This is a genomic window from Halorientalis brevis, assembly GCF_042678165.1.
In the GTDB taxonomy this organism is placed as follows: Archaea; Halobacteriota; Halobacteria; order Halobacteriales; family Haloarculaceae; genus Halorientalis; species Halorientalis brevis.
The window spans coordinates 345,610-357,446 of the sequence record NZ_JBHUDJ010000006.1; the positions used below are offsets into that span (position 1 = coordinate 345,610).

Annotated in this window: 9 protein-coding genes, 1 tRNA gene and 2 rRNA genes; 6 read left to right on the forward strand and 6 right to left on the reverse strand. The window is 66.0% G+C overall.

What is annotated here, in order from left to right; translation table 11 throughout:
* Position 1 precedes the first annotated feature (1 nt).
* The 4 genes from ACFR9U_RS13685 (at position 2) to ACFR9U_RS13700 (ending at position 4,985) form a co-directional block, all read left to right on the forward strand.
* Positions 2–2,611, forward strand: a complete 2,610-nt coding sequence (locus ACFR9U_RS13685; protein ID WP_247380162.1) for a cbb3-type cytochrome c oxidase subunit I — start codon at positions 2–4, stop codon at positions 2,609–2,611.
* A gap of 4 nt (positions 2,612–2,615) precedes the next feature.
* Positions 2,616–2,888, forward strand: a complete 273-nt coding sequence (locus tag ACFR9U_RS13690) for a cytochrome C oxidase subunit IV family protein (protein ID WP_247380160.1) — start codon at positions 2,616–2,618, stop codon at positions 2,886–2,888.
* Positions 2,889–3,008: 120 nt separating this feature from the next.
* Positions 3,009–4,301 (forward strand): S8 family peptidase, encoded by a 1,293-nt coding sequence (locus tag ACFR9U_RS13695; protein ID WP_247380158.1) that lies wholly within the window; start codon positions 3,009–3,011, stop codon positions 4,299–4,301.
* Between the two features lie 66 nt (positions 4,302–4,367).
* Positions 4,368–4,985 (forward strand): ArsR/SmtB family transcription factor, encoded by a 618-nt coding sequence (locus tag ACFR9U_RS13700; protein ID WP_247380156.1) that lies wholly within the window; start codon positions 4,368–4,370, stop codon positions 4,983–4,985.
* Between the two features lie 14 nt (positions 4,986–4,999).
* Here the strand turns inward: ACFR9U_RS13700 and ACFR9U_RS13705 are convergent, their stop codons facing one another.
* From ACFR9U_RS13705 to ACFR9U_RS13715, 3 genes are all read right to left on the reverse strand, one after another.
* Complete coding sequence (locus tag ACFR9U_RS13705; protein ID WP_247380151.1) at positions 5,000–6,055, reverse strand: DUF7827 domain-containing protein; 1,056 nt, start codon at positions 6,053–6,055, stop codon at positions 5,000–5,002.
* A 202-nt stretch (positions 6,056–6,257) separates the two neighbouring features.
* Positions 6,258–6,545, reverse strand: a complete 288-nt coding sequence (locus tag ACFR9U_RS13710; RefSeq protein WP_247380148.1) for a DUF7410 domain-containing protein — start codon at positions 6,543–6,545, stop codon at positions 6,258–6,260.
* Between the two features lie 45 nt (positions 6,546–6,590).
* On the reverse strand, positions 6,591–7,028 hold the full coding sequence (locus tag ACFR9U_RS13715) for a hypothetical protein (protein ID WP_247380145.1): 438 nt from the start codon (positions 7,026–7,028) through the stop codon (positions 6,591–6,593).
* Positions 7,029–7,230: 202 nt separating this feature from the next.
* On the opposite strand from ACFR9U_RS13715, the gene ACFR9U_RS13720 reads away from it, so the two are divergent.
* Both ACFR9U_RS13720 and ACFR9U_RS13725 read left to right on the forward strand, forming a co-directional pair.
* Positions 7,231–9,480 carry an NADP-dependent malic enzyme gene (locus tag ACFR9U_RS13720; RefSeq protein WP_247380142.1) on the forward strand — a complete coding sequence of 750 codons (2,250 nt, stop codon included), beginning with the start codon at positions 7,231–7,233 and terminating at the stop codon, positions 9,478–9,480.
* A gap of 201 nt (positions 9,481–9,681) precedes the next feature.
* Entirely contained in the window at positions 9,682–10,896 is a 1,215-nt protein-coding gene (locus ACFR9U_RS13725) for a LolA family protein (RefSeq protein ID WP_247380139.1), read from the forward strand.
* Between the two features lie 268 nt (positions 10,897–11,164).
* Here the strand turns inward: ACFR9U_RS13725 and ACFR9U_RS13730 are convergent.
* The 3 genes from ACFR9U_RS13730 to ACFR9U_RS13740 all read right to left on the reverse strand — a co-directional run.
* A tRNA-Cys gene (locus ACFR9U_RS13730) sits at positions 11,165–11,241 on the reverse strand.
* 246 nt (positions 11,242–11,487) lie between these two features.
* Positions 11,488–11,609, reverse strand: a 5S ribosomal RNA gene (gene rrf / locus ACFR9U_RS13735).
* A gap of 115 nt (positions 11,610–11,724) precedes the next feature.
* Positions 11,725–11,837 (reverse strand): 23S ribosomal RNA (locus tag ACFR9U_RS13740); the annotation flags it as partial.

The following is an 11,837-nucleotide window of genomic DNA, read 5'->3' on the forward strand; positions in this document are numbered from 1 at the left end:
CATGGCCGACCACACAGCCGACAGCGGACGAGACGATCCCGAATCGACGGACGAGAACGGCGCCGAGACTGACGCCGGGCGCCCCGAAGAGGCGGATGGTGGCGTCGTTTCCAGCGAGCTGCCCACTGCGGGCGGCCACAGTCACGAGTCCGACCACGGCCACGAGTTCCCGGGGAAGGAGACGCTGAAACGGTGGTTCGTCACGACGAACCACAAAGACATCGGCGTTCTGTACCTCGTCACGTCGCTGTTTTTCCTGGTGTTCGGCGGCGTCCTCGCGCTGCTCGTGCGCCTCCAGCTCTGGGTTCCCCGCGCGGCCGGCGAGGGGCTGCTGGGTCCCATGGCCTACAATCAGGCCGTCAGCGCCCACGGCCTGTTGATGGTGTTTTTCTTCATCTCGCCCTTCGCCTTCGGGCTCGCGAACTACCTCGTGCCCCTGCAGCTCGGAGCCGACGACCTCGCCTTTCCCCGCCTGAACGCGCTGTCGTACTGGCTGTACCTGTTTTCGGGGCTGCTCTTTGGCGTCTCCTTCTTCCAGGGCCAGACGTTCGCGGGCGGGTGGACGATGTACGCGCCGCTGAACACCCCGGCGTTCATCCCCGATGGCGCACTCGGCGCGACGACCGCCGTGCTGGCGCTCGCGCTGTTCGTCGTGAGCGTGACCGTCTCCTCGGTGAACTTCCTGACCACGATGCACCGGATGCGTGCGGAGGGGTTGACCCTCCGCCGGATGCCCATCTTCAGCTGGACCATCCTGCTCACGGTGTGGATGATGTTGTTCGCGTTCGCGGCGCTGCTGGCCGCGTTCATGATCCTCGCGGCCGACCACATCCTCGGTACTACCTACTTCGCCATGGAGACGGCCGGCGGCACGCTGCTGTGGACCCACCTGTTCTGGTTCTTCGGCCACCCCGAGGTGTACATCGTGTTCTTCCCCGCCCTCGGGGTAATGGCCGAGACGTTCCAGACCTTTACCGGCCAGCGCCTCGTCGGCCGAAAGTGGTTCATCATCGCGATGGTGCTCGTGGCGCTCCAGAGCTTCGTCGTCTGGATGCACCACATGTTCCTCACCTCGATCAACCTGGAGATCAAGACGCTGTTCATGGCGACGACCATCGGCATCTCGCTGCCCTTCGACCTGATGGTCTTCTCGCTCATCTACACCACCATCAAGGGCCGCATCCGCTTTACCACGCCCTTCCTGTTCTCGTTCGGCGCGCTCTTGCTCTTTATCATCGGTGGCATCACCGGCGTCTTCCTCGGCGCGGTCGTGCTGGACTACGAGTTCCGCGGCACCTACTGGGTCGTCGCGCACTTCCACTACGTGATGGTCGGGGGCGCGACCGCCCTCTTCGGCGGCGTCTACTACTGGTTCCCGAAGATCACCGGGAAGATGTACGACGAGACGCTCGGGAAGCTCCACTTCGGGCTGTACTTCGTCGGGTTCAACCTGCTGTACTTCCCGATGTTCCTCGCCTGGCAGACCCCGCGCCGGGTGTTCCAGTACGATCCCGCGTTCACCCAGTGGCACCAGCTCGCGACGGTCGGGGCGTTCGTCCTCGGGTTCTCGTTCCTGGTGATGTTCTACAACCTGTTCACGAGCCTCCACGCGGGCGAGCCCGCCGGCGACAACCCCTGGCGGTACTCGCGGACCGCCGAGTGGGCGGTCTCCTCGCCGCCGCCCCTGGAGAACTTCGACGGGACGCCCACCTACGCCAGCGGCGAACTGGAGTTCCGCCAGCCGAGTGCGAGCGACGCGAGTGCGACGGCCGATGGCGGCAGTTCGGGAGCCGTGAGTGCCGACATCCTCGCCCACGGCGAAGACGACGTCGAGAGCCACGCCAGCGTTTGGCCGTTCGCGCTCGGCCTCTCGGCGTTCGTCCTGCTGCTCGGCGCCTCCGGTATCAGAACCGGTCAGCCCCTCTACCTCGGCCTCACGGGACTGGGGCTGGTCGCCGTGGGCGGGTCGCTGCTCGGACTCACCCGCGAGCGGTTCGCCGGGCCCGAGGGTGGGTTCGGCGAGACCTGGCCGTTCGGCGGCGTCGACAACACGAAACTCGGGGTCTGGATCTTCCTGGCGTCCGACGTGGTGCTGTTCGGCGCGTTCATCGGCGCGTCAGTGTTCCTGCGGGTCGCGGAGGGCTGGACGACCTGGCACCACCTCATCCCCGAGGAACACGTGGTGCTGCCGGGCCTCGTCAACACCTACCTGCTCCTCACGAGCAGTTTCGCCGTCGTGCTGGCGATGGTGTTCGCCGAGAAGGGGAGCCACAAGGGCGTCGTCGCCAGCCTCGTCGCGACGTTCGCGCTCGGCGTGGGCTTCCTGATCAACAAGGCGATGGAGTGGCAACACCTGTTCCACGTCCACTCCGAGCAGTTCCCCCAGGGCTGGGACCTCGGGACGAACGTCGCGTCCTCGACGTTCTACCTGACGACCGGGCTCCACGGCTTACACGTCACCATCGGGCTGCTCATCGCGGGCTACATGATCGTGCGCGCCTGGAACGGGGCGTATCTGGGCGACGACGAACCCATCGAGCTGTTCGGGCTGTACTGGCACTTCGTCGACATCGTCTGGCTGTTCCTGTTCCCGCTGTTCTACATCCTCTAAAACCATGGCACGAACCAAACTGTACGCGGCGGTCTACGTGGTCCTGTTCGTGCTGGCCAGCGTCCAGGCCGGCATCGAGATGTACACCGACCTGCTCGACAGCGCCTACTGGCTTGCGTTCGGGCTCATCGTCGTCCTCTCGGCGGCCAAGGCCGTCGCCGTCGCCGGCTACTATCAGCACCTCCGCTGGGAACCCCGGTCGCTGACTTACCTGTACCTCCTCGCGCTCGGTGGTGCGCTCGCGCTGACGATGGCGGCCTCCTACTCGATCCTCTGACGGGCGAGCGGAACTTTCGGACCGCGATGTTTTTCACCGCGCCTGTGCAGTGTTCGCGACAGTGACGCCGGCCGACGACCGGCCGGTGCCAGCACACCCGTTTCACCAGATCCTCCAACGATGCACAGAAAGCGGCGTCAGCTTGCAGTCGTCGTCGTTGCGGTGCTGACAGCAGCCGCCGGTATCGGCGCGTACGCGGTCGTCACCGAGTCGCCGTCACCACGCACCGACGGGGCTCGCGGACCCGCGATCGATCCGGTCGACGGACTCCGACCCATCCACGACGCCGGGATCACCGGCGAGGGCGTCCGCGTCGGCGTGCTCGATGCGAGCGGCTTCGACACCGATCACGCGGCGCTCTCCGGACGAATCGCGGCCGCCCGATCGTTCGTCCCGAACACCGCTATCGATGCCGTCAGAGACGACGCCCACGGGACGGCCGTCGCCTCCCTGGTCGGTCGCGTCGCGCCCGACGCCGACCTGTATCTCGCGTCGTTTGACGACGCCAGCGGCTATCGGCGCGGGATCGACTGGCTGCTCGCACAGGACGTCGACGTCATCGTCGCGCCGGTGTCGTTCTACGGGAAGCGCGGCGACGGATCGACGCGCGTCTCCCTGGCCGCGACGAGAGCCGTGAGACGCGACGTCGTGTTCGTCGCCTCGGCGGGGAACCTCGCGACCGGATACTGGCACGGCCCCTACAGAGACGTCAGGAACGGTCGGCTCCAGTTCGAAGGCGGGCCGTTCAACCGCCTCCGCGGCGGCCGAACGGTGACGCTGTGGCTCTCCTGGGAACGGGCCCACCGCGAGGAGTCGTACACGCTAGAACTCTACCGCGAAACGGAGGACGGACGCGAGCGCGTCGCTACCTCGCGCCCGTACCGGGGAGACGCCGTGCCGAACGAGCGCATCGTGACCGAGCTCGCGCCCAACGAGCGGTACTCGGTCGCCGTCCGGGGACCCGCGAACGCGACGGCGACGCGGCTGTCGATCTCGTCTCCGACACATTCGCTGCAGTTCAGCCGCCCGCGGAGCAGCATCACCGCACCGGCGACCGCCAGAGGCGTCCTCGCAGTCGGAGCCTGGGACCGACAGGCTGCGGCGGTAGAGCCATACAGCGGCCGCGGGCCGACGACGGACGGCAGACCGGGAATCGACGTGGTCGCCCCAGATCAACTGGAAGCGGCCGGAGAACCCGAGGGGCTCCTCGGGTCGTCGGCTGCTGGACCGTACGTCGGTGGGGTCGCCGCGCTGCTCCGCCAGGTCGACCCGGACAGCAGTCCGGAAGAAGTCGAACGGCTCCTCGAACGGACCGCGGTCGACGTCAGCCCGGACGGTCCCGATCCGCGATCCGGGCACGGGTACGTCAGACCCGCCACCGCCGTCGCAAACGCCCGAAACGCGACGGAGTAAAAACCGGCTTTTAGCTATGGACAGCCCTTTGTGCACAGTCCGCCACGCAAACCACAGCGAACACACATGTCAGGAGGGATCGATCGACTCCAGCAACGAAGCGCGACGCCGAACGCGGACGCTCGCGTCCTCGAGTTCGCCGACGAGGACGCCACAGAGATACTCGACGCGCTCTCCTCGGAGACGAGCAGGCAGATTCTGACGGCGCTGTTCGAGGAATCGATGACGCCCTCCGAAGTCGCGACCAGCGTCGACACCTCCGTGCAGAACGTTCACTACCACCTGTCGAAGCTGGAAGACGCCGACTTGATCGAACGGATCGAGACGGTCTACTCGGAGAAAGGCAACGAGATGCACGTGTATGGACCGACGAGCGATCCGCTCGTGTTCGTCGGCGACGACGACCGACTGCCGAACGTCCGTCAGTCGCTCGTGCAGGCGGTCAGCGGCCTCGGACTGCTCGGAATCGCGAGTCTCTGCGTGCAGTGGGCCGCGGAACGGCTGTATCGACGTGAGAGCGCGACTCCCGGAACAGTCGGCTCGGCGGGGACGACGCCGGGCCACCCCGGGTCGGAAAGCGAACTCACCCGACTCGTGTTCGAGGTGTTCGAACCGGGACTCGTCTTTTTCGTCATCTGTCTCGTGATCGCTGCCGTCGTCGCTCTCACAGTCGGGCGAGAATAGACGGGGCGCGCCGGTCAGATTCGGAAGAGGCCAGTCAGCAGGCCGACGCCCGCGATCGCCAGGAGGGCACCGATCCCGAGGACGGGAACCGAGCCCAAGGCACCGGTCGACGCGTCCGAACCGTTCGGCGTGGCAGTTCCGGACGCCGCCGTTTCGTTGCGCTCAGTTAGCTGTAGCAACGCGTAGGCGGGGGACGCGTCGGTTGCGCCCTCACCGCGGTGCAACGTCAGCTCGTAGACGCCGGAGGGCAGGCCGTCACGTCGAACGGTCTCGTTCATTCGCTCGTCCTCGACGCGGACGGTATCGGCCGCCGCGTCGCTCTCGAACGTCGGGACGTCGATCCCGACCGCGGCAGGGTCGAAAACGGCTACGACGCGTCCGTCACCGTTCCCGTCACGGACGGTCACCGTCGCCCGATAGGACACGTTCTCGTACCCCTCCGCGCTGACTGAGAGCGTGGCTGCGCCGCCCTCGCTCACCGACATCGGGATACGTGACACCTCGTTTCGCTCCACGGAGACGAGGTCCCGCTCGAACTGAACGATCTCGACACTCCCTCCAGGGGCTGTCCGATCGGACCGCTCACCCACGGGCACGTCGAAGAGTTTGAGCGTCCCCGTGACCGGCGCTGCGGAGGGATTCGCCGCAGGAGCGGCTTCGACGGGGTAGCTGGCGACGTCGAGCGGTGGATCGGCGCCCGGCTCGGTCTCCGACAGGTTACTCCCGGCGTCGGGGTCCTCGACGAACAGCGTGGTCTCGCTCGTCATCGCGTCGTAGGTGTCGAACAGGACGACCGCTCGACCGTCGTCGTTCTCGTCGTGCACCGTCACGTTGATCTGGTAATTGACGTCCGGGCCGCCGATGCGGACGCGGACCGCGTCGGCCTCCCCGAACGAGATCGGAATGCGGACCGTCTCGCCGGCTTCGGTCTTCACGACGTCGGGAACAGAGATTCCGTCTGCAGCGCCCGTCTCGTTGGCGGCCGGCGCCGCACTCGCGGTCCCCGCCAGTGCGGGGAGACCGACCGCGACGACGAGCGCAGTCGCGACCAGGAATCGAACGCTGCTCATCGTCTCTCCTCCCGGCGCGGAGTCGTTAGCTGGCTGTACCTCACGGCGGAACACCGTCGGCGGGAGCCGTGCTGTGGAGGGCGTCCAACCATTGCACTCCGAAGTGATGACGGCTCGAAGATAATGTCAACGTAAGCTTAAAAGCTGCTTATACGCGCTCCGCTGCACGGAAGCGGTACCAGCGACGGACAGCCACACCGCATCAGACGCCACCTGACAGCACGACCATGTACACGATGATCGTAGCTGCGTACAGCACCACCAGCACCGCGATCACCCGCAGGTGATACAGAAACAGGTCGTCCCCCTCTTCGTCTGCAGCCCGTTCGTACGCCTCGCGTTCCCGGTCTGTCACCTCCCCGGGGTGTGCTTTGCCGAGGTGGAGGTCGCGCAGTCGCTCGCGCGCAAACGGTCTGTCGCAGTGCGGACAGCAGGCTGCGGGCGTCTCGTCGTCGGGCACGCGCGTCGTCGCCTGCACGGTGTCGGTCATCGGACGGGGGAACTGGTCCGGAGGCGCGTCACGGCTCGCCGGGACTCAGACGATCTCCAGCAATCGAAAGACGATGCCGAGCACGAACAGCAGTCCGGCAACCCAGGCAGCGACCGCCAGGGCGGCCGGCCTGTGGAGACCGCGATACCGGGCGGCGTGGTAGAACCCCCAGCAGAGATACACCAGCACCGCACCAGCCAGAAGTCCGACCAACAGCGTCCCGAACCCAGACGGGACGATCGGGAGCGCCATTCCGGTAACGACCAACAGCGTGCCGCCGACGCCGGCGGCTACCAGCAGGAGAAACGCCAGCGACCAGACCAGCGGGTCACCGGCGACTCGCTGCATTCGTCCCGTCGCTGGCTGTCCCCCGTCAGTTCTCACCGGTCGGTCCGTCCCGCGACGCCTCGTCGCCGTCACGCCGATCGCGACGAGCAACCCACCCATCACGAGTCCACTCGCTGCAAAGCTGAGCTGTCCCATTGGTGGCCCCCGTGGTAACTCCACGCAAGGTACGACGTGCCACGACTTAATGGTTCGCCAGGTCGCCCGATCCGGACGACCTCGTCGCCGCCGTCGAGGACGCCGGTTACGACGCCACCGTTTGACGTTCGTCCAGTTCTCGGGTGGGAACTGTCCCCGTGTTTCAGGTTCGATTTTTCACCCCGCACCTCCAGGCACCTGTATGGGACTCGACGAGGACGCACTGGAGTATCACCGGGAAGACCCACCAGGGAAGATCGAGATCGCGACGACGAAATCCACCAGCACACAGCGAGACCTGAGTCTCGCGTACTCGCCCGGCGTCGCAGCGCCCTGCCGGGCGATCCACGAGGACCCCACCGAGGCGTACACGTACACGGCCAAAGGGAACCTCGTCGGCGTGGTCTCGAACGGGTCGGCGGTGCTGGGTCTCGGCGACATCGGCGCGCAGGCCTCGAAACCCGTCATGGAGGGCAAGGGCGTCCTCTTCAAGCGCTTCGCGGACATCGACGTGTTCGACGTCGAGTACGACTTCGACGACCCGGAACTGTTCGTCGACGCCGTCGCCGGGATGGGGCCGACCTTCGGCGGGATCAATCTGGAGGACATCAAGGCCCCGGAGTGTTTCGAGATCGAAGAGCGACTCCGCGAGCGGATGGACATTCCCGTGTTCCACGACGACCAGCACGGCACCGCCATCATCACGGGCGCGGCGCTGCTCAACGCTACCCACATCAGCGGGAAGGACCTCGCTGACCTCGACGTCACCTTCGCCGGCGCCGGGGCAGCCGCGACCGCCACAGCCCGGTTCTACGTCTCGCTGGGCGTCCCTCGTGAGCAGATCACGATGTGTGACGAACACGGTATCCTCACCACCGATCGGGACGACCTGAGCGAGTACACCGAGCCGTTCGCCAAGCCACCCGCAGAGGGCGGCGACCTCGCGGACGCGATGGACGGCGCCGACGCCTTCGTCGGCCTCTCGGTCGGCGGCATCGTCAGCCAGGAGATGGTCGCGTCGATGGCCGACGACCCGATCATCTTCGCGATGGCCAACCCGGATCCCGAGATCGCGTACCCGGAGGCGAAAGCCGCCCGCGACGACACGGTCATCATGGCCACGGGCCGGTCGGACTACCCCAACCAGGTCAACAACGTGCTGGGCTTCCCGTTCATCTTCAGGGGTGCGCTCGACGTGCGCGCCAAAGAGATCAACGAGGAGATGAAAGTCGCTGCAGCCGAGGCCATCGCGGAACTCGCACGCAAGGACGTCCCCGACGTGGTGCGGAAGGCCTACGACGACCAGCCGCTGCAGTTCGGCCCCGATTACATCATCCCGAAACCGCTGGACTCGCGCGTCCTCTTCGAGGTCGCGACGGCCGTCGCCCAGGCCGCCATGGACAGCGGCGCCGCGCGGCTCGAAATCGAACCCGCGGCGTACCGCGAGCGCCTGGAGGCCCGCCTCGGGAAGTCCCGGGAAATGATGCGGGTCATCCTCAATCAGGCACAGAACGATCCCAAGCGCGTCGTCCTCGCAGAGGGCGACGACGAGAAGATGATCCGGGCGGCCCACCAGCTCACCGAGGAAGGCATCGCCGAGCCCGTCCTCGTGGGCGACCGCGAGCACATCTGGGCGAGTTTGGAGTCGCTCGCGCTCGACTTCGACCCGGAGATCGTCGATCCCGAAGCCGACCACCTCGCCCCCTACGCCGACCGCCTGTACGAACTCCGCAAGCGCAAGGGCATCACCCGCTCTGAGGCGGCCGAACTCATCCAGAACGGGAACTACCTCGCGAGCGTGCTCGTCGAGATGGGCGACGCCGACGCGATGCTCACCGGCCTGATGCACAACTATCCCGACGCGCTCCGGCCACCGCTCCAGGTCGTCGGGACCGCCAGCGACACCGACTACGCGGCCGGCGTGTACATGCTCACGTTCAAGAACCGCGTCGTGTTCTGCGCCGACACCACCGTCAACCAGGACCCCGACGAGGACGTCCTCGCCGAAGTCACCCGCCACACGGCCGACCTGGCCCGCCGGTTCAACGTCGAGCCCCGGGCGGCCCTGCTCTCCTACTCCGATTTCGGCTCCGTCGACAACCCGGGCACGGCCAAACCTCGCCGTGCTGCCCAGCAACTGCGCGCCGACCCAGACGTGGACTTCCCGGTCGACGGGGAGATGCAGGCCGACACCGCCGTCGTCGAGGAGATGCTCACCGGCGAGTACGACTTCGCCGAGATCGACGCGCCCGCGAACGTCCTCGTGTTCCCGAACCTCGAAGCCGGCAACATCGCGTACAAACTCCTCCAGCGGCTGGGCGGTGCCGGCGCGATCGGCCCGATGCTGGTCGGCATGGACAAGCCCGTCCACGTCCTCCAGCGCGGCGACGAAGTCAACGACATCGTGAACCTCGCCGCCGTCGCGGTCGTGGACGCACAAAATAACACGTAGTTCAAGCATCGGCGACGAGGACCACGAGGTGCGAACGACGTGATGCACCTCGAAAGCCGAGCGGCGTAGCCGCGAGGACCAGCGGTCCGAGTCGCCGCTTTTTCGCCCACGTTTTTGCGCGAGTGGTGTGCGAAGCGCACCCGAGCGGAAAAACGTAGGTTGGCAAGATATATTTCACGAGCCATACTTGGTAATTGACGAATGCACCCGGACACCGTCTCCCCGTCTGCGGTCCTCAAAGCCGTCGTCGTCGTCGGCGTCCTGGCAGGGGCCGCGATCGCGTTCGTTCCGTTGGGTGCCGAGACCGCACCGAACCAGTCGCGGTTCGGTGACCACGCCGCTACCCAGGTGGCGACGATCGACGGCATCGACGCGACGGTCGTCACCGTCATCGAACGCGAGAACGGGACGAGTCGGTCGGTCGAGCGCGTCCAGTTGCGCCCAGCCACTGGCGAATTCCGTGCTGTGCTCGTCTCCAGCACGGAGCACCGCTGGGACCGACGCGTCTCGAACGGGTCGCACCTGTGGCTGTACGACCGCGACGAGAACGAAGTCGACCGAATCGACCTCTCACCGCGAGCGGACGCGAACGGGACGTCCGTCCGACGGCTCCAGCGCCTACTCGAGCGTCTCGACCGAACGCGAGCGCCGGCAACGCCAGCGACGACGCCGACGCCAGGCATCCAGCCACTGCCTGCCGTCCCCAGCGCCGGCACGAGCGGCGCCAGCGTGGCTAGGGGTGGCGCCTTGGACGCGACGTACGTCAGCAACGAGACGGTCGCCGGGCGCGCCACGTATCTCGTCCAGCTGCAGTCGAACTCGTCGAGCGACGCCGCGATGGTCACGAACTACACGCAGCGACTCTGGCTCGACGCCGAGTACTTTTACCCCCTGAAACGCCAGACGTCGTGGCGACGAGGCGGTGACCGGACGCAGATCACCACGACGTACCGGAACGTCACGTTCAATCCCGGTCTGGACGACGAGGCGTTCCGCTTCGACCCACCCGCCGACGCGACAGTCGACGCGTCCGGCGGCCACTATCAGGAGACCTACGGCTCGCTTTCGGCCCTCCAGCGTGCTGCGTCGACGTCGGTGCCAGTCCCCGACGTTCCGAAGGGCTTCGAGTTGGCCTACACCTCCAGGACGACGATTCCCGGCCGCGTCAAGAGCGTCGGGCTCCGGTACGTCAACGCGACCGCATCACTCGCCATCTCGAAGAGCAATCTGACCTGGTACGAACCAGAGACCACGAACGACTCCGTCTCGATCGACGGCCGGACAGGTGAGTTCCGCAATCTCGGCCCGAAACAGGTCGTCTCCTGGTCGTGTGATGGCTGGCGGTACTCAGTTACCGGTCGCGGTCTCCGGAAACCCCTCTTGATCGACGTGGCTGAATCCGTGACCTGTGAATGACCGCTCGCGTCGAGCAGTGACGTCGTGCTTCGAACTCACGTGACAGCCGCGACTCACGGATTACTCGCGGGTGAAATCCGGAAGCGAAGTTGAACCACAGTCGCAGCGACGCCGCCCCTCGTTGCAAAGCGGTTGGTGGTTTGGATCTCGCTGCTGGGGTGAACGCAGAAAGCCAAGGGCCGGATTTGAACCTCGGTCACAGCAAAGCTGTTCTCTGCTTCAAATCGGTTGCTGGTTCTTGTCGCTCACGGATTGTTCGCGACACAGAAGCCAAGGGCCGGATTTGAACCGGCGGGGGTTCCGCTCTGCAGGCGGATGCGTTGGGCCAGACTCTGCCACCTTGGCACGGTTTATTCTTACCGAGGAGCCAGTTTAAGCATAGCGGTCTTGGTCGGACAGGCGTGGCCAGTGAACGCTCGCCCATCTCCGACAGGACCAACACAGTCGTCTTCACCACGTCGCTGCTGATCTCCTTCACGACTGACGGCACTGGTCGTCGTCACAGAGAACTCCCCCAGCGAACGCTGGTGGGGTTCGAAATGAACCGACCCCCATCCGGCCGCTGCCGGATGAGGGTCGAAAGAGTATGAGTGGAGGCGGCGAATCGGGTCTCCCAGAGGCTCGCGCACTCCAGTAGGCCCCGAAACGCAGGTGGGCTTAACTTCCGTGTTCGGGATGGGTACGGGTGGAACCCCACCGCTGTGGCCGCCTTAACGCCGACTCGCGGAATCGAACCGCGACAGTGCCAATGTCGGTGGTTGAGGACTGTGTAATACGTGCGATCCAGATAGCGCCTGGACTCGTGTGGAATCGAGTCTCAATGCGGTATGATTGGTGGCTTCGATCAGTTAGTGCTCGCGGGCTAAACACCTCGTCACCTCGGTGCGTACACCCCGAGTCTATCGACCTCGTCTTCTACGAGTGATCTCGGCGGTACCTCT

What these genes read in the sequence shown, in the direction of transcription:
- ACFR9U_RS13720 (WP_247380142.1), top strand. Translation starts at nt 7,231, where the DNA reads ATGGGACTCGACGAGGACGCACTGGAGTATCACCGGGAAGACCCACCA.
- ACFR9U_RS13715 (WP_247380145.1), bottom strand. Translation starts at nt 7,028, where the DNA reads ATGGGACAGCTCAGCTTTGCAGCGAGTGGACTCGTGATGGGTGGGTTG.
- ACFR9U_RS13695 (WP_247380158.1), top strand. Translation starts at nt 3,009, where the DNA reads ATGCACAGAAAGCGGCGTCAGCTTGCAGTCGTCGTCGTTGCGGTGCTG.
- ACFR9U_RS13700 (WP_247380156.1), top strand. Translation starts at nt 4,368, where the DNA reads ATGTCAGGAGGGATCGATCGACTCCAGCAACGAAGCGCGACGCCGAAC.
- ACFR9U_RS13690 (WP_247380160.1), top strand. Translation starts at nt 2,616, where the DNA reads ATGGCACGAACCAAACTGTACGCGGCGGTCTACGTGGTCCTGTTCGTG.
- ACFR9U_RS13710 (WP_247380148.1), bottom strand. Translation starts at nt 6,545, where the DNA reads ATGACCGACACCGTGCAGGCGACGACGCGCGTGCCCGACGACGAGACG.
- ACFR9U_RS13705 (WP_247380151.1), bottom strand. Translation starts at nt 6,055, where the DNA reads ATGAGCAGCGTTCGATTCCTGGTCGCGACTGCGCTCGTCGTCGCGGTC.
- ACFR9U_RS13685 (WP_247380162.1), top strand. Translation starts at nt 2, where the DNA reads ATGGCCGACCACACAGCCGACAGCGGACGAGACGATCCCGAATCGACG.
- ACFR9U_RS13725 (WP_247380139.1), top strand. Translation starts at nt 9,682, where the DNA reads ATGCACCCGGACACCGTCTCCCCGTCTGCGGTCCTCAAAGCCGTCGTC.